20 protein-coding genes are annotated in these 15,508 nt (G+C 31.2%); 1 reads left to right on the top strand and 19 read right to left on the bottom strand.

The annotated features are described in order from the left end of the window. Positions 1 to 34: 34 nt before the first annotated feature. The 13 genes from ACHZDT_RS14970 to ACHZDT_RS14910 form a co-directional block, all read right to left on the bottom strand. Positions 35 to 658, bottom strand: a complete 624-nt coding sequence (locus tag ACHZDT_RS14970) for a hypothetical protein (RefSeq protein ID WP_394775426.1) — start codon at positions 656 to 658, stop codon at positions 35 to 37. A gap of 15 nt (positions 659 to 673) precedes the next feature. Continuing rightward, on the bottom strand, positions 674 to 1,747 hold the full coding sequence (locus ACHZDT_RS14965; protein ID WP_394775425.1) for a hypothetical protein: 1,074 nt from the start codon (positions 1,745 to 1,747) through the stop codon (positions 674 to 676). A gap of 169 nt (positions 1,748 to 1,916) precedes the next feature. Then, entirely contained in the window at positions 1,917 to 2,249 is a 333-nt protein-coding gene (locus ACHZDT_RS14960) for a hypothetical protein (RefSeq protein WP_394775424.1), read from the bottom strand. Further along, the gene (locus ACHZDT_RS14955) at positions 2,206 to 2,493 is read right to left on the bottom strand and encodes a hypothetical protein (RefSeq protein ID WP_394775423.1); all 288 of its coding nucleotides are present in this window, start codon (positions 2,491 to 2,493) and stop codon (positions 2,206 to 2,208) included. Before ACHZDT_RS14955 ends, ACHZDT_RS14960 begins: the two co-directional genes overlap by 44 nt. Before the next feature lie 246 nt (positions 2,494 to 2,739). Continuing rightward, positions 2,740 to 3,072, bottom strand: coding sequence for a hypothetical protein (locus tag ACHZDT_RS14950; protein WP_394775422.1), 333 nt, complete (start codon positions 3,070 to 3,072; stop codon positions 2,740 to 2,742). A gap of 3 nt (positions 3,073 to 3,075) precedes the next feature. Further along, a complete protein-coding gene (locus ACHZDT_RS14945) occupies positions 3,076 to 3,546 on the bottom strand; it encodes a hypothetical protein (RefSeq protein WP_394775421.1) in 471 nt (156 codons plus the stop codon). Positions 3,547 to 3,550: 4 nt separating this feature from the next. After that, on the bottom strand, positions 3,551 to 4,033 hold the full coding sequence (locus tag ACHZDT_RS14940) for a M15 family metallopeptidase (RefSeq protein ID WP_394775420.1): 483 nt from the start codon (positions 4,031 to 4,033) through the stop codon (positions 3,551 to 3,553). A 535-nt stretch (positions 4,034 to 4,568) separates the two neighbouring features. Further along, a complete protein-coding gene (locus tag ACHZDT_RS14935; protein WP_394775419.1) occupies positions 4,569 to 5,402 on the bottom strand; it encodes a hypothetical protein in 834 nt (277 codons plus the stop codon). 39 nt (positions 5,403 to 5,441) lie between these two features. After that, complete coding sequence (locus ACHZDT_RS14930) at positions 5,442 to 5,786, bottom strand: hypothetical protein (protein WP_394775418.1); 345 nt, start codon at positions 5,784 to 5,786, stop codon at positions 5,442 to 5,444. Positions 5,787 to 6,081: 295 nt separating this feature from the next. Further along, entirely contained in the window at positions 6,082 to 6,507 is a 426-nt protein-coding gene (locus tag ACHZDT_RS14925; RefSeq protein ID WP_035684757.1) for a hypothetical protein, read from the bottom strand. A 138-nt stretch (positions 6,508 to 6,645) separates the two neighbouring features. Next, positions 6,646 to 7,965: a DUF2586 domain-containing protein gene (locus ACHZDT_RS14920; protein ID WP_394775417.1), complete on the bottom strand. Its 1,320-nt coding sequence runs from the start codon at positions 7,963 to 7,965 to the stop codon at positions 6,646 to 6,648. A gap of 297 nt (positions 7,966 to 8,262) precedes the next feature. Then, positions 8,263 to 8,442, bottom strand: coding sequence for a hypothetical protein (locus tag ACHZDT_RS14915; RefSeq protein ID WP_394775416.1), 180 nt, complete (start codon positions 8,440 to 8,442; stop codon positions 8,263 to 8,265). A gap of 130 nt (positions 8,443 to 8,572) precedes the next feature. Then, positions 8,573 to 9,148 carry a hypothetical protein gene (locus ACHZDT_RS14910; protein WP_394775415.1) on the bottom strand — a complete coding sequence of 192 codons (576 nt, stop codon included), beginning with the start codon at positions 9,146 to 9,148 and terminating at the stop codon, positions 8,573 to 8,575. 285 nt (positions 9,149 to 9,433) lie between these two features. On the opposite strand from ACHZDT_RS14910, the gene ACHZDT_RS14905 reads away from it, so the two are divergent. After that, on the top strand, positions 9,434 to 10,237 hold the full coding sequence (locus ACHZDT_RS14905) for a S24 family peptidase (RefSeq protein ID WP_394775414.1): 804 nt from the start codon (positions 9,434 to 9,436) through the stop codon (positions 10,235 to 10,237). A gap of 95 nt (positions 10,238 to 10,332) precedes the next feature. Here the strand turns inward: ACHZDT_RS14905 and ACHZDT_RS14900 are convergent, their stop codons facing one another. The 6 genes from ACHZDT_RS14900 to ACHZDT_RS14875 are packed head-to-tail and all read right to left on the bottom strand — an operon-like array spanning position 10,333 to position 15,507. After that, the gene (locus tag ACHZDT_RS14900) at positions 10,333 to 11,043 is read right to left on the bottom strand and encodes a hypothetical protein (protein ID WP_394775413.1); all 711 of its coding nucleotides are present in this window, start codon (positions 11,041 to 11,043) and stop codon (positions 10,333 to 10,335) included. Positions 11,044 to 11,052: 9 nt separating this feature from the next. After that, a complete protein-coding gene (locus tag ACHZDT_RS14895; protein ID WP_394775412.1) occupies positions 11,053 to 12,000 on the bottom strand; it encodes a hypothetical protein in 948 nt (315 codons plus the stop codon). A gap of 9 nt (positions 12,001 to 12,009) precedes the next feature. Continuing rightward, positions 12,010 to 12,642, bottom strand: a complete 633-nt coding sequence (locus tag ACHZDT_RS14890) for a DUF4280 domain-containing protein (protein ID WP_394775411.1) — start codon at positions 12,640 to 12,642, stop codon at positions 12,010 to 12,012. A 1-nt stretch (position 12,643) separates the two neighbouring features. Beyond that, on the bottom strand, positions 12,644 to 13,642 hold the full coding sequence (locus ACHZDT_RS14885; protein ID WP_394775410.1) for a hypothetical protein: 999 nt from the start codon (positions 13,640 to 13,642) through the stop codon (positions 12,644 to 12,646). Positions 13,643 to 13,655: 13 nt separating this feature from the next. Beyond that, entirely contained in the window at positions 13,656 to 14,957 is a 1,302-nt protein-coding gene (locus tag ACHZDT_RS14880) for a hypothetical protein (RefSeq protein ID WP_394775409.1), read from the bottom strand. Beyond that, positions 14,950 to 15,507, bottom strand: coding sequence for a DUF6046 domain-containing protein (locus ACHZDT_RS14875; protein WP_394775408.1), 558 nt, complete (start codon positions 15,505 to 15,507; stop codon positions 14,950 to 14,952). The genes ACHZDT_RS14880 and ACHZDT_RS14875 overlap by 8 nt, the downstream gene beginning before the upstream one ends. Position 15,508: the final 1 nt, after the last annotated feature.

Genomic DNA, 15,508 nt, shown 5'->3' with positions numbered 1-15,508 from the left:
TTTATTTAGAATCTCTGATATTTAGTTTCTCTTTCTAACCTTTTGAATAAGAGTAACTTTCGTAACTTTTACCTGCCAGTTTATAAAAGTTAAGCAAATTGTGGTATTCTATATTCGCTATTTTAATAGCTTCTGTTTTTACAGAACCGTCTTTAGTTGGTTCGATAACTATATTACCGTTTACTATTAAACTTTCCGGAATAAATACCCTGAAATTGGCATACGTTATTTTTGTATAATCTTTGCGATGCGCGAGATAAACAGGTTTGTTGTTTCTGTTTTTATATTCCTCATTTGTATACACTTTCAATTGCGGAATCATCAAAGTACCATCAGGTTCATAATACTCTTTATGAAGATATACATATTGTAAAGTAGGCTTCACAGATTCGTCTATATAAATTAACTCCTCTAATCGTTTTTGCTCAGTACTTAAATTAGGATTGTAAATTTTTGTTGGATTATAAGTATCATTTAGTACTTTTTCAAGATAAATGACCTGACCGGTATGTTGCATTTTATAAAGAATCTCTTCGTAAATAGTATGAAGAGGCGTCAGTAAAACATCGAGCCAGTCAACATGAGTTTTTTTTCTAAGAATAGGAGGAATCAGCCATAACAACAGCTTTTCCCACTTTAAAACGGTGTATTTATTCATTGTATATATATTAGACTATTGTTTATCGCGGTAGAATGTGTAAGGAATATAGTTTATCTCAACCTGAAACAAATCCATATCAAAATAACCTGCGTTTGGAATGAAATATTCAATCTTTGTTACATCCGCAAGAGCCTTTGGTTCATCACTGGGATTTGTTGCCCAGGCAGTTTCGATTTTAGTCAATATTGGAATCTTTATTCCTTCAGCTTTTTGAATCGCATCAACCAAATAAGTTTTTACGAAAGCACCATTAAACTCAATATTTTTTAAGTGATCTTTGATAGCATTTAATACTGGAAATTCCTCATTTTTTAATATTAAAGAACCATTTCTTGGATCTAACGGCTCGGCTTCCAAAGCTGTTTCATATTCCTCTAATTTGATTAGTTCCTCCGGTTTTAAATCTCTGTTTAAACTTTTTAACTGATAATATCCAATGTCTTTTGGATTGATAAAAATGCTTAAAGGATCGATATAAACATTCAGGCTTAATTTTAGATTATCGCCTTGATCAGATGTGATGTAAACCTGATTTCCTGCATCTTTAATTTTGGCGATATACTCCTTAAAGGCAAAAAGCTCGTTTGGAACATCAATTCTCGAAATTTTATCATCTGTTACAGTAGCAACTTTTATAAAAACGACTCCAACCTTATTATGGAAATAATCAGAGAAAATTTCTTCAATTTCTTTTTTTGGTTTTAATACCGTTTCTAAATCAATTTCACTTACAGCACAATGTTTGATTATTTTAGAATTTTCAATTTCGGTATCTGTAAGACCTGTAGTATCAAACTGATAAGCACCTTCCTTCCATATCAGCGATATTCCGTTACTGGAATCGGGATCTAAGGAAATTCCATAATGAAAATTTAAAGCCTGTTCACGATACCAGTTTAAGGTGTGAGGTCTTGAAATAAGCGCATTTTTTTCTACTATTTTTTCGTGAACCCAAATCGCAGTTGCGACAATGTTGATCCAAAGTTTCCAAATCGCAGCTTTTGAATCAGTTAAACCGCTTAAAGAGGATTGTTTATCTTTTTCGCTCAGAATTTCATTCTGTATTTCAGCAATTGTACGTGCCATATTTTAATTTTTTAATATAGATTAGCCTGTAAGACATGTATAAAATGCTTATAGATAATTGTTTATGATTTTTTTGTAAATACTACAGAGCGTAGTTTATCTTTTAGAGATTCTAAAAAGAAGAAGTTTTAGCACCGACTTTTTCGGTATTTATATTTAAGAATATTGACTAATAAATGATAAAATCATCTTCAATAATCATATAATCAATTCCGGAGAAATTATCCAGTAAATATTGTTCCTCGTCTGTGATAGAAGTTGCAGGTTTTAAGTTTCTTGAATTGTAATATTCAACAATATCCTTTTTAAAAGCTTCTCTGCCTATTTTTAAATCCTCATAAACAGAAAGATCATCTGTAAGATTGAATTGATCATTGTCTTCTAAAAGGTCAAATACCTTTTCTATACTTCCATATTCTTGTAAAGAAATGTCAAAAATGTTTTGGTTTTCCTGTGGTTTAATAGTTCCCATCGATTTTAATGTTTTGTAAATCGTTGACATCTAATGTTTTTACATAAAATTTGTCATACGATAATTGTTTGTCTATTTCGTTTTCTAGTCTAAGCCTGGAAGTTGCGTCCGGGCTGTTGATGTATTTTTTAATTCCTACACCAAGAATTGGAAATTCCTTATAACTTCCTTTTTGAGTTAATAGTAAATGTTCTATGTTTTGTTGATCTGCCTCATTAATTGCAAAATCCCCTTTTATAATTAACAAGTCATCCTCGATGATAAAATCTTTCATATCGTTATTATTTGTTGTTTTTATAAGATGTTTTTTTCGGATAAAATCATCTTTAGATTTGCGCGCCATAATTAAAAGATGATGTTTTATTTGATACTGTAAAAATACGCCTTGATTTCTCGTTAACCAAGATTTTAAGGCTTGCTAATCAGTAGTTTCAGTAAGTTGTGTTTTGTGTTAAAAACGCCTTGTAGTCAATTTGTTATGAGGCAATTTTTCTTGTTTTTTGTTCTTTAAAATAGGACTTTAAACAACCGGAATAATCAGCTCCAGAATAATTTTAAAAATGGTTTTTAAAATATTATTTTTCAGTGCATTCAGTTTTACTTTTGAAATTCCTGTTGTTTGTAATGCCTGTAATGCGACTAAATCAAGCTGACTTTTTAAAAGCCATTCCAGTTCTTCTTCGGTTATATCTCCGGTTGATAAAAGAAAAATCCAGCGTTCCAGTTTTTCCCTGGATGCTTCTAAAAATGCATTTAGATCTTTTTCTAATTCGGGTTTGATATCTTTATAACTTTTTGTTATAATAGTTTTTAATTTGCTTTTCAGCTCTTCTATTAATTGATCGATATTCATAGTTTATGTGTTGAGGTTGATTAATTCTAAAAGTGCATCTTTTGATTCTTTGTCTTTTTTACTTTCATATTGAATCAACAAATCCAAAGCATCTAAAACCTGTTTTTTTGATTCATCCAGAAAAACCGGAGATAAAATTCCTTTTGTTTCCCAGCGTTTGAAAAATCCGACAAGAAGATTTTTTTCTTTGTCATTTAAAACTTTCCACATTTCAAAAGTGATTTCATTATTGGGTTTGTTTTTTTCATATTCGGATAATTTTTCGATGTTGCGTAATAGAGTTTCAACTTCTTCTTTATGAGAGTTATAAGGCGTAGTAGCTTTACTCATTAATTTTGTTGCTTCAACTTTTAACTCAATTGTTTTTTCATAAGAATATTGATCGAATAATGCCGTTCTGGTTGAGGTACAGGAAGAAATTGCAAAAGAAACGGCAATTAATAATGCAAGGCGTTTTAATTTTGAATGTTTCATAGGTTTATTTGTATAAGATTACATAGTTTTTCTTGTCACGTTTTAGTTTACTGAGGATTTTCCAGTCACTATATCCTTTTTTATCAAAATGCGGAAGATCTTTAAATGTTTTCCAGTCGCCGCCCCAGTTCCAGTTGTATTTGGTGAAAATTTTGACACATTCCTGCCAATCAGAGATTTTATCGTTATCCCAATCTTTTGCCGTATCCCACGAAGCCGTTTTTCCATCTATAATCAGGCAAATGTCTACGGCGAATCCGTAATTATGAATAGATTGACCGCCTTTTGCATTCGTAACTTTTTTTCCTGGTTTTGTTCGTCCAAAAGCATAAATATCTTCCTGTTCCTGAAAAGTTCTGAGTCCTTGCGTAATGCGCACTTTTGCTTTTCCCGTAAGGGCAAGGTCGCATTCCTCTATGATTTTGGTAACTTCTTCCCTAACCGAAGGATGAAGCAAATCAATGTGTTTTTTTGTTGTTTGATCCATATTTGTGTGTATTAATGATTTCAATTTTGAGAATAAAAATCCTTTAGAATTGTTTGAAGACAATCAGGATTTTTATTATTCAGTAAGATTATTTGTGTTTTAAAATTTATATACAGCTAAAAAAAGTCCGTAAATAAATCCGAGAAAGTTCTTTTTTATCATCACATTTAAGAAAGTGATATATCTTTTAAGAACACTGTAAAAATACACCAAAATTGTGTGTTTTGAAAGTAATATGTTGTTGTATGTCAGTAGTTTCAGTAAGATGTATTATGCTTTTTCTGAATTTATATTGTAGTTTGAAATTCAGATATGGTAAAAAAATTCCCGTTTTTCTACGGTGAAAAACGGGTTTATGATGAGTCAAATTTGTATTTAATTTTCTGGAAATTTATCAAAATACAAAAACATTTTGCATAAAAATATTAAATTCATAATCAGAAAAACAAAAGAAAAAATAAGACAACTTTTATTTTTGAAAATCCTGAGAAACACAAAAAAGGAGATTGCAAAAATAGTAGTAGTGGTAATTGATTTACTCTTGATCCCATCCTCTTACTTTTTGATTATAATATTGATAATTGTAGCCATTTTTAATCGCCTGTGTATCTTCTGCCGAATCCCCATTCTGAAATCCTGAGAACAAATATTCATAATTATTTACTCCTTCTAAAGCTGACTCCAAAAGAAAACCTGAATTACTCACAGCATTACCCCATAAAAACTGACCTGCATCGGCAATATTATAAATGATATTATGTTTACCAAACTTAAAATAAGTTCGAGAACCACCATTATACCCTGCTTTATTCATTTCTTCGTTTGAGATTTTATATTCCATTTTTAAACCTATAGGAAAATCCCAATCTTCATTTGATTTTATAGCCAGTTTAATATAATCTGAAATATTTTTGTAACTTCCTGAGACATTCGGACTAATTTCTCCTGCAGCTTTGATTCTATCCAGCACATTTATTATAGGAATAAATATTTTATCTTTAACTTCAAAATATCCATACAACATATGTTTGTCTGTAATTTTGGGATCATTAAAAAATAATTCTGTTCCATTTTCATCAAAAAATCTATTTGAGCCTTCTTTTTTTATAAGTTTCGTGACATATCCTTTAGAATTTATAGTTACATTATTTCCCAAGGCTCGTTTATCAGAATCATTAAGCACATTTGTATATTGCGAATCGAATTTATTTAATATTTCGTGATTTTCTTTAACGAATTTAAGCATTTCTATTGAGTTCTTATCATCTTCAATCTGCTGACGCCAAATACCAAGCATAATTTGTCTAAACCTTGCCATTTCAGATTCGCTGGTATCGTTGAGTTGGATGTTATGTTTTCTAATATTCATTTGGTAGAGTTTTAAGGAAAGGCAAAAGAGTGGATATTATTAGAGTATTTCTACTTTTACTGGTTTCGGCTGAATATGATCTGAAAATGCTGTGGTAATATTGAGGCGTAAATCATCTTCCTGTTCAATTTTAGCATCTCCGCCCAAATAGCAGTTTTTGAATAATACTTCCAGCGCTTTAAATTCGTCCATTTTTGACGCTTGTAATACGGCAGAACGAATACTGATATCCGGTTTTTTGAAATAAGCAAATAAAATAGTTTCGTCATCATCTGCAATCGTCAGTTTTACTACTTTTTTATGCTTGTATTTCCATTGGTTTAATTGAGCCTGAGTAATATTTCCGTCAAGAACGTCAGCGGTTTTTGGGTTTGTTGTTTCCATTTTAAAAGGATGTATTATTTTATGATTGAATAATCGAATTTTGATTGTATGATAAAAAAGAGGCTGCCTGAGTTATTTTTTTTGAGATAAATAAGCTCAAAGCAACCTCTTGAAGAAAATTCCCCGTTTTTAAAACGGACGAATAAAGAGCAGATATAAAAGTATGCATACAAAAATCATGTTCTTTGAACTTCTTTTTTGCGTAACGCAATAGATAATGGTAATCTCTTTTAAGTCGGTTTTAAAAATAGGGAAGGGGATTGTGGTTTAGTTGTTTAAGAAGTTCATTCTCAGATTAATTCCACTCAACATGAGAACAGATTAAGTCAAAAGAAACCGCGATTTTAGTATCTCCCTGACTAATTCCTCTGCTGTTTGAATTGAACTCGCAGTTTCTTACTGTGTGCGTAATTACTTCGTTGCTGTCATCTAAGTAGCTTACAATGATGCTGAAAGGATTGATATCCTGCAATCTTTGTCCTTTTGGTAAAGCTGCCAAAATTGCTTCTACTTCATAATTGTATAAAGTGATCGAAGCTTTTGCCTCATATTTTCCTCTACCTCTGTGAACTGGCATATCTCCGGCTCCGTAATGGTTTTCTTTAGATACTGAATCGCTATAGTTTACAGCTGTAATTCCGGTAACGATATTACCTGCAATACTTACTTCAATTGATGACCAGCTGTGTTGTTGTCCGTTAATTAATGGTAATTTATTCATATGTAGTTTTATTTTTTTAGAAATCCTGATAACGTTCAGGAGCTATCACCTTAATTCATTTGTATTTGTAACAAATGAATTTTGGCGATATAATTGTTGAATTTTTATTTTTATTTGAATTGTAATAGATTCAATAAATTATGCTTTGTCGATTCCAAAAGGATTTTTAAATCCTAAATCAACCATAATTTTACGAGCAGTTCCCAGTGGAGTGATTTCTGCTTTAACTCTTAATTCTGAAGTGGCTAAAATATTTTGTTTTGGATCTACATAAACATCAAAATCAGAAACTTCCTGATTTGCAACCATTCCTTCTAAAGCGCTTCTGCATAAGCCTTCAAAGCTTTTTGACACTGATTGTGGTAATTTACCATCAATATCTACTAAAACCGGAGAAGCTAATTTTGGCAATAAAGCGGTACGTAACAAGCGCGTTGCTTTATTGATTGTACGATTGTTTTCTACATAGGCAAAGTCAGATGTACCAGTTGTACAAGTATGACTGTCATTAAAATAAACACCAGCTAAACCAGTATGCGTTTTTGTAAAAACGTATCTTTTTTCGTTTAATTCGCTTAAAGTTCCAAGAGTTTTAATTTCCTGTCCGCCAATAAAACCTGCTTTTGCAAAACCTTCACCGGTAAGATTGAATTTTTCGATCCAGGCAATATTTTCAGATACTTTTGCTCTTGATACAGCTCCTAATGCTAATCCAACTGCTGCTGTATTTTTGTATGAATATTTTAAAACAAAATAGAGAACACCTTCATCTCCTTCTTTTAAACCATCAGCGTTTTTTACGTTGTAAATACCTGGCATATTTACTTCAGGAACTAATTCTTCGTCAGGAGCTAAAGTATAAAGTGTTGATGTTCCTTCGTGATACACCTTTTGTTCAAACGCCTTTTCAACATCCATGGCAATAACTACAGATACGTTTTCAGCATTTAATCCGGCTAAAGAAGTAGCATCATCGACATTAAAACCTTTCCCTTCTAAAATTACTTCAAATGGCATATAATCTTTATAACCAAGTGCTGCTTGTGTCTGCGCTTTTGTAACAGCTGCTTTTGTTGCTGTAAATGCCGTTGCGCCACTAAAAATCACTGCTATTTGACGAATGTTTCCGTTTGCCTGCTCTTGCATATTCATCGCTTTTCCTACGATATCCTCATATGAACTTCCTGTAGTGGCCATAATGTACAAATCACCGGAAGGGTTCATTCTGAAAAATTGTTGAATTTGATAATAAGCAGATTGTCCAACAACATCATATTCAGCCGTAATTCCTAATGCTTCAGCATCTTCTAATGAAACCAAACGCTCAATTTTGTTCACTGTTAATTTTGTAGTGGCAACTCCATCAAAAAGTAAACCTGAAACCATGTCTTGTTCCGGATTTCTTCTTCCTAATCCGCCTGATAGTTTGGTAATTACCACATCGTTTAATGTACTCATAATATAAATTGTTTTTAAATGTTTAAAATTTGTTTTTGCTTAAAAAAAGGCAAAAGATTGGCTGTAACAAGTATTTAAACTTGTAGTTGTAAATGATTTTAATGTATTAAAAAAGTATTCTTATTGTAGAATCCAAAAAGTAGATTTAGTATTTTTGGACGTTTCTTGTAAGCTGGTTTTAATTGGATTTTACTCTTGGCCAAGACGTAAATTTGCTTTTCCCATCGTGTACAAATTTAAGTCTTAAGATGGCTTTTTCCAATTTTTTTGATTCTCAAAACCAGTAGTTTCAGTGCTTTAAGCTCTGGCTTCTGTAGCAAGCCCTTCATTAATTATAGTATAAATAGTGCGTTCTGTCAGGAACAAACTATCCGAAAGTTCAGATACTACAACTTTCATTTGTTTAGCTTGATTTCTATTTAGGTAGTTGATCACATAATCTCTCCTTTTGTCTAATAGTGTTCTGCTTCTTTTCATATTTGGGATTTTAAAAAAGTATGGTTTGATTTTATTTATTTAAAATTGTTAATAGTATGCTGCGGTAGTTTTATGTCATATTTTGTAAAAGTGTGGTATTTAAGTTTGACATTTTTTTATTTTATGTGAATTATATTGTGGTATTTAAATCTATAGTTCCTTCAACCTGATTAGGGTTTATTGCTATAATATCTGTTGTTAAATTATATCCAAGTTCTTCAAGAGCTTCATTACTTAATCCGTTATTAAAAAGGATGTATTTCTTTTTTAAGATATTTTCTATTAAGGTCGTTTTATATGTTATTTCCCAAATGAAGTAATCATTTTTATCCCAATGAACATCTTCGTTATTACATTGCTTTTCTTTTACTTTAAATGTTGAATTAGTATCAATAATAGAATTACTTGCGGTATGTGACAAGACGGCTTTGTCAATTCTGTGTGCAATTTCAAATACATTTTCGTAACTTGTTGATGCAATAGTTCCCACAGGAAGTACAATATAAAGGCAAAAAGAGACATCAGCTTTATAGTTTTTTTCAGATGATGTTTCCCAGGAAATTGTATCGTACTTAAACATTACTACAGGTTCTGTAATTGCAGTTTTAAAAATAGCATCACTGTATAAATGTACAGTTGGTGCTGTGGAAGAAAACTCATTTTCGATCGCGATCTTCTTTTCTGTATAAAAGTCTTTTAGAATCATATGATGGATTATTTTTTTACAAATATACAACATATGTTTTAAAATATACAACATATTACATTAAAAAATGCAATAGTTTCAGTAATATGATTTACTGAATCCTGCCTTATATTAAAGTAATTCAATAAGAAAGTGATTACAAATGCATTGAAAATCAGGTGTTTTGTAAAATAATTATAAAAGATTGCGATTATTTATTATATATTATTTAATTTTGCAACATATAGTGGAATGTTTTATGTTAAACAAAACATATTACACAATAAAAACATAAGCAATTACAACATGGAAATACATACTAAGATAAAACGTATTATAGATGAGATGAAGTTAAACAATAACTCATTTGCGAAGTTGATAGGAGTAACCAGTACTACAATAGATAGTATCACAATTGGCAGATTGCAGGCTGATGGAGACAGAAAAAGAACTAAACCAGGATTTGATCTGCTTCAAAGCATAATAACTCATTGTAACGTTAATCCGGATTATTTTTTTGGAGAGAGTAATGAAATTTTTGTTAATCCAACAACAACGACAGAAGTTGGTTTAAAGCTTCCAAAGATTATTACCGTAAATGAAGACGGTGAAGAAAATATTAATTTTGTTGGCGTAAAAGCCCGAGCGGGTTATTTAGACGGATATGCCGATCCGGAATATATGGAAAGCCTTCCATCGTTTAGTATGCCAATGCTAAAAAACGGAACTTTTAGATGTTTTGAAATAAAAGGAAATTCGATGTCAACAACAATACACGACGGTGATTATCTTTTTGGAAAATATGTCGATAATTTTGATGATATTCTCGACGGAAGAATTTATGTTATCATTAGTAAGAATGACGGAGTGGTGGTAAAAAGGGTTTTAAACCGAATTAGGGAAAGCGGAAAATTAATCCTGAAATCAGATAACAGAGACGGAAATTACCCAATGTATTCGATTTATGCCGAAGATATTCTGGAAGTTTGGTACGCAAGTATGTACGCGTCTAAACAAATGCCCGATCCTATAAATATTTATGAAAAGATTCATGATCTAGAAAGTAAATTCTACGAGATGGAAGAGGCTTTTAGGAAGAAACTGAATTAAAACAAAAAAACTGCAACATATTTGTTGCAGTTTTTTTTTTGTTACATTTTTAGTTCATTGTGTTTTGATACTTCCTGTGTTAAAAAAAAAGAAAATTATTTTTCTTTATACTCATCACGTAATACGCCTGGCTCGTCTTCTAATACTTGTTCGGTACTTGATTCTTCTAGACTTACACCAAACATTTCCATTATCATTTTTTCTTTTTCAGCACAGACGTCTAAACCTTCTACTTCCTTATTAGTAAAACTTGTTCTTCGAAATATCTGGCTAGGAAATGCGATATAGTCTTTGTTTCTACCGTTTTTTACAAATAGCAGAATAATTTTAGGATAAGTATCTTCTATGCTAGTACACCCCGTTGTTCTATAACTCAGAATAGTAAAGTTGTTGTATTTTATTTCGTAATAGTTAAAAAGAATTTCTGAAATTTTATTCATTTGTTCTTCTGTAACTAATGTTTTAGAATCATGGAATTTTGATTTTATATAATTCCGAGGTTCTTTATCCTCATAATATTTTGGTGTTACAACATAAATCGAATCGTATTGTGAAAAAGGGAATAACGTTCTTCTTTTCTCTAATGGAATTTTGAAAAAGGGCACAAGTGTATGCTTCTCAATTAATTGTGGTGGCGGAGGTGGCGGCAAGTTTACTATGCTTTTAAGTAAATTTAAGTTTTCATGATATAATTCACAATTATTATCGCAGTAAATTTCTCTTAATTCCTTTAATTTTTTTTCTTGCGCATTATTTACTAATGTTAGAAATAAACATATTCCGGATAAGATTTTCTTTAATTTCATATTGCTGATTTATTTAAAATCTTCATATTTTTTTTCCATTTCTTTTTTCCAATTTTCATAACTAATTGTTGTGACATATTTTTTATGAAATACTTCGTATTTCTTAGAAAAGTACAATTGAGCATAATGCTCTTTATCAATTTGTTTTTGAGTTAAAGTACTATTTCTGGCTAACAAGGTATATATTTTTTTACCCATACTATGTAGCCAAAGTTCTTTTTTAGTAACTTCTAACTTATTGGTTTCGGTATCATAATAGATCCAGCCATCTTTATTTTGCCATGATGATGATAAATAACTGTTTAAAATGGAGTGATAGGCATCAAGGGTTAAATTATTGTATTTAAAACCACGCCCATCATCAATAAAAGAAAAATTAGTATTACCCAATATTTTAATTTTTTTATCTGTGAAATCTGCAAGTTCTTTTAAGAAATCTGCATCATCAGCTTCATTACAAGCTACCGAAATAAAAGTGCCGTCCTCCAGTAATTGCCCTATTAATAGTTTGAGTCCCAGAAAACCTTTTATTTCAGTTAATTTAGTTCCTTTTTTATAAACAGTCTTGCTTTTATCAAATATTTTGACAGCATATGCTTCGTTTATTTCAATTGGAGGTTCTAATTTTGAAATTACATTTTTTATTTCCTTCATTCGATATGACATCAATTCTACCCTTTTTGCGAATCCCAGCGCCGTGTCCGAAAATACATTACCATGATGAACAATGCAAATATTATTATAATCATATTTTACGTTTAACTCTTTTATAGAATCAATATCTATACTATTTAATTTAACAACTTTCCAGATATCATTAAAAGTTCTGTCAAACTGTGACTTACCTCCTAATTCGAGAGCTATCAGGAGATTTATTTTCTTTTTTTCAACAACTAATGTTTTATCTTGAAAACTAGTATCGCCATTAACTTCCTTTATTCTAAATGTTCTATCCATTTTTTGTTGCTAGTTTATATTTTCAAGTAAAACTTCTTCTTTTAAAATGGCAATACCATCTGCATTTATGTCACCACTAAATTTTAATAGTTTGGTGTTTTCTTTGATGTCTTTCCCGTTTACTTCATCAATTATAATTACGATTGTTTCTCCTTCTTTGTAATTTTTTGTTTCTACAACTAAACTCACTTTGTCTCCAATATTTGCAGAATCTATTTCACTCTCTAAATCTGAATTTTTCCAGCTGGCCCTTAATATCTGCTTTGTTAAAAGTGTTATTGCTGGAGAAGAATAATCATCAAAGATTACTATTTTCGCTCCGGTTTGAAGTGGATCTGTGATAGTAATCGTTCCTCCAATTGTACATTTTACAGTTGAGGTTTCTAATAGTGCTTTTTTATCAATTTCAATTACATTACTGGCAGGTTTTTCCCATTTAGTCACTATAGCGGGACTACAAGGTTTATTTTGATTTGCAGCACAAGTTCCAAAAAAAGGAGTTTGGAAAGTTGTATCATCATCTGTAGCCATCAATTTTTCCTGTATGAAAATGTTGGTTTGAGATTTCACATCTAATATACCTGGCGCAGAACCTTTGTCACAGGCACATAAGGCGCCATTACATACATATTTGGTTGCCATGTTAATTGATTTTTACGTTATTTCCGCTAATAGTGGTATCTCCTGTCGCATTAATATTAATCTTTTCAGTCGATTTCATATTAATATTTTTTGCTTCTATGTTAATATCACCTTCAGTTTTTATAGTAATGGTTGTTTTTCCTTTTAGTTCAATTAAATTTTGATCGTCTTTTTTTAATCGAATACTATCTGTCTCTCCATTTAGTTCAAAAGCTAATTTTTTTAGCTCATCATCTTCAAATAAGTATCCTGCTATTTTATTTTTTTCAATTGATAATGAAGATTGTTTTTTATCATCATCATTTTTTAATAAAATAGTATACTTTTCAGGAGTTGCAACCATAGAATTTAATTCTTTGCCTGTATTATTCTTGAATGTGAAAGAAACAGCATCTTTAGAAACAGCCAAAGCCAATCGCTCTTTTATTTCGTTGTTTTCAATAGAATTAAAAGTCGTTGTTAGACTATCGGGAGTAAAAAGTGTAGTTGCCAATGGTTTTTCATTGTCATCAAAATAACTAATTTTAAAGTTTTTGTCTTTGTCAAACTCTATTTTAGCAACATCAAGAATTTTAGTTTCATTAGTTTCTGTTGCGATATCTGTGTTTATATAACGGATATGCAGTTTATTGCCATCAGCACTATAATCCAGAAATAATTTAGGATCGCTTGGAACTTGTATTCTTCCCATTAGTCTTTCGACTTCAGCATATTGCGAAATAAATGCACGAGTTTCTACTCCGTCAATTATTGTGGCTAAAACCCAACTGTCTTTTTTAGGAATTGTAACAATTCCTTGTTCCAAGTCCAGAATTGAAGCTTTCAGTCGTACATTTTTAATGACTGCGCCGTCAGCTCGCATAATGTTTACGGTATATGCATCTTCCGGATTATGGAGCGATTCAGGTTCCTTATTTATTTCGATGACTTTTGCCGCAAAAGTTTCGATAATCTGATTTTTACCGGCAACGTCTTTTATTAAATCGGTTATATTTCCCATTTTTAATGTTTCTTTATATTGTTTCTACTCTTCGTCCTATAAAAATCCTTTGTCTGTAACCGTTTTCGCCGTAGCTTCGTTCTACTTTCTCCACCTGAAATGTTCCGTTTTTTTCTTTATCCTTTGCATTTTCCAGGATTACTTTGTCTGTAGGTCGCACAAATGGTTCACCAAATGTGAGAAAAGAGCCTTCAAATCCGCTTGGTTTAGATTCCATTGCCCTCAAAGCGGCATATTGATACAATTCTGAGGCTACTTTAGTTGCTGCATTTTCAAAAGCTGTGGGATCTTTAGGCAAATCATCAGAATCACTATGCAAAACATGTGTTTTTATTAATTGACCATTTGGATCGCCTAATTCAATATAAATTGGTGTATTAGAATTTTTAAAGTATTTTTCTACTCGTATGCGGGTATTTTTTGTAGATTCGTTCACAACTACTAATTTATCTTCAATAATATTATATCGAAATCTAAAAGTTGCTTTTCCTAAAAAACCTCCCGTAAGGGTTTGAGCTATTTTATTCAACTTCGAACTTAAAAGACTAAGTCCCTTATTAATTAACTTTTTGACAAGTGCTCCTGCTAAAGGACTTTTAATGAAATTTCGATCAATAAAACCCGCTAATTCGGTTATTGTATGTTGTTGCGGATTGTTGGTAATCATAAGTACTGGCGCGGCATCCTCGATTTTGAAATAAGTGTAAATTCCTTTGTCTTTTAGCATCTCAAAAACCTGAGCCAGACTATGATTTCTGTTAATCATGATATTTCCTAATTCTTCGTCAAGCGCGTTTACTTTAAAAGGTAAATTGAGTTCCTTGATTCTTTTTTCAAAGAAAGTTTTAGGATTAAAATTCTCAACATTTGTTGTTGGATTTGTTGCCACAATATTCAAAACATCATTTTTGTCCTGAACATCATCATCTTTTACCGCTTTTACTTTTTTAAAAGCATACATAGCATCTTCACATGATATTGTAGCATTTGTATCTGATTGTACTCCTGTAATATAACCTCTAAATGCGGGTTTGTAATTACCATCATAACCTAGAAATATTTCTATGAAATTTTCCAGTTTAAAAAAGTCGTGAATTGTTTTTTGTTCGCCGCTTGCATTTGCAAATAAGCTTTGATCGAATCCCTTTGTATCTGTATATACTTTTTGCGGCATTACAATAGTTGCCGTATCTGTAAGTGATTTGTACGAACTGCTTATCGCTACATTTTTTACATAAGTAAATTCATAAAACTTGGGCGTGGGGATAAGTCCTATTGTTTCGTAAACTCTGATTTTAGCATTTAGTTTAAGCATTGTCTCTAATTATTAGTTCTACAGTTTCATCTGATGTTGCGCTGGCAGTGAATTTTTGAATATTTTTTGTTCCTGAAATAGAAGGAATTGAGTAGGAATCGATTACTAATTCATAAACACCAAAACGGTTTAGGATTGCATGTGTAATTCGTAAAGAATATGGCGCATTTAGGAATTGTTTCAACAGGAAAAGTTTTTCTTTTGGATATTCATCTCCAGTTTCATTGGCGATTAATCCTTCGATAGAAATACTAAAATCGCCATTTGTGATATGTTCCTTGATTGTTGAATCCCTTCCTTCAACTCCTTCTTTTTTAATGGTTTTTGAACGATTTAGATTTACAGTAACAGCATCTATTCGAAGACTTGGTAAATTAAGATCGCTTTTTACAAGAGGTTCAAAAACCAAAGGAGCAAAAACTCTCAGATTGAATTCGCCACCTGATTTATCAATAATAAAATCCTTTGATTCAGAATCGTTATAATTAATGCCCGTATATTCGGTTTGTTTAGTGTCTAAAATTTCGTTTACGTTAAAATTGAATTTCATA

The organism is Flavobacterium sp. (assembly GCF_043722275.1).
In the GTDB taxonomy this organism is placed as follows: domain Bacteria; phylum Bacteroidota; class Bacteroidia; order Flavobacteriales; family Flavobacteriaceae; genus Flavobacterium.
Note: the sequence above shows the minus strand (reverse complement) of the source record. Positions and strands in the feature narration are given on the sequence as shown.

Excerpts from the sequence above, each read along its gene's own strand:
- ACHZDT_RS14940 (WP_394775420.1), bottom strand. The coding sequence starts at position 4,033 with ATGGATCAAACAACAAAAAAACACATTGATTTGCTTCATCCTTCGGTT.
- ACHZDT_RS14960 (WP_394775424.1), bottom strand. The coding sequence starts at position 2,249 with ATGTCAACGATTTACAAAACATTAAAATCGATGGGAACTATTAAACCA.
- ACHZDT_RS14890 (WP_394775411.1), bottom strand. The coding sequence starts at position 12,642 with ATGGCAACCAAATATGTATGTAATGGCGCCTTATGTGCCTGTGACAAA.
- ACHZDT_RS14930 (WP_394775418.1), bottom strand. The coding sequence starts at position 5,786 with ATGGAAACAACAAACCCAAAAACCGCTGACGTTCTTGACGGAAATATT.
- ACHZDT_RS14955 (WP_394775423.1), bottom strand. The coding sequence starts at position 2,493 with ATGAAAGATTTTATCATCGAGGATGACTTGTTAATTATAAAAGGGGAT.
- ACHZDT_RS14945 (WP_394775421.1), bottom strand. The coding sequence starts at position 3,546 with ATGAAACATTCAAAATTAAAACGCCTTGCATTATTAATTGCCGTTTCT.
- ACHZDT_RS14885 (WP_394775410.1), bottom strand. The coding sequence starts at position 13,642 with ATGGGAAATATAACCGATTTAATAAAAGACGTTGCCGGTAAAAATCAG.
- ACHZDT_RS14925 (WP_035684757.1), bottom strand. The coding sequence starts at position 6,507 with ATGAATAAATTACCATTAATTAACGGACAACAACACAGCTGGTCATCA.
- ACHZDT_RS14965 (WP_394775425.1), bottom strand. The coding sequence starts at position 1,747 with ATGGCACGTACAATTGCTGAAATACAGAATGAAATTCTGAGCGAAAAA.
- ACHZDT_RS14915 (WP_394775416.1), bottom strand. The coding sequence starts at position 8,442 with ATGAAAAGAAGCAGAACACTATTAGACAAAAGGAGAGATTATGTGATC.
- ACHZDT_RS14875 (WP_394775408.1), bottom strand. The coding sequence starts at position 15,507 with ATGAAATTCAATTTTAACGTAAACGAAATTTTAGACACTAAACAAACC.
- ACHZDT_RS14950 (WP_394775422.1), bottom strand. The coding sequence starts at position 3,072 with ATGAATATCGATCAATTAATAGAAGAGCTGAAAAGCAAATTAAAAACT.
- ACHZDT_RS14935 (WP_394775419.1), bottom strand. The coding sequence starts at position 5,402 with ATGAATATTAGAAAACATAACATCCAACTCAACGATACCAGCGAATCT.
- ACHZDT_RS14895 (WP_394775412.1), bottom strand. The coding sequence starts at position 12,000 with ATGGATAGAACATTTAGAATAAAGGAAGTTAATGGCGATACTAGTTTT.
- ACHZDT_RS14920 (WP_394775417.1), bottom strand. The coding sequence starts at position 7,965 with ATGAGTACATTAAACGATGTGGTAATTACCAAACTATCAGGCGGATTA.
- ACHZDT_RS14905 (WP_394775414.1), top strand. The coding sequence starts at position 9,434 with ATGGAAATACATACTAAGATAAAACGTATTATAGATGAGATGAAGTTA.
- ACHZDT_RS14880 (WP_394775409.1), bottom strand. The coding sequence starts at position 14,957 with ATGCTTAAACTAAATGCTAAAATCAGAGTTTACGAAACAATAGGACTT.
- ACHZDT_RS14970 (WP_394775426.1), bottom strand. The coding sequence starts at position 658 with ATGAATAAATACACCGTTTTAAAGTGGGAAAAGCTGTTGTTATGGCTG.
- ACHZDT_RS14900 (WP_394775413.1), bottom strand. The coding sequence starts at position 11,043 with ATGAAATTAAAGAAAATCTTATCCGGAATATGTTTATTTCTAACATTA.
- ACHZDT_RS14910 (WP_394775415.1), bottom strand. The coding sequence starts at position 9,148 with ATGATTCTAAAAGACTTTTATACAGAAAAGAAGATCGCGATCGAAAAT.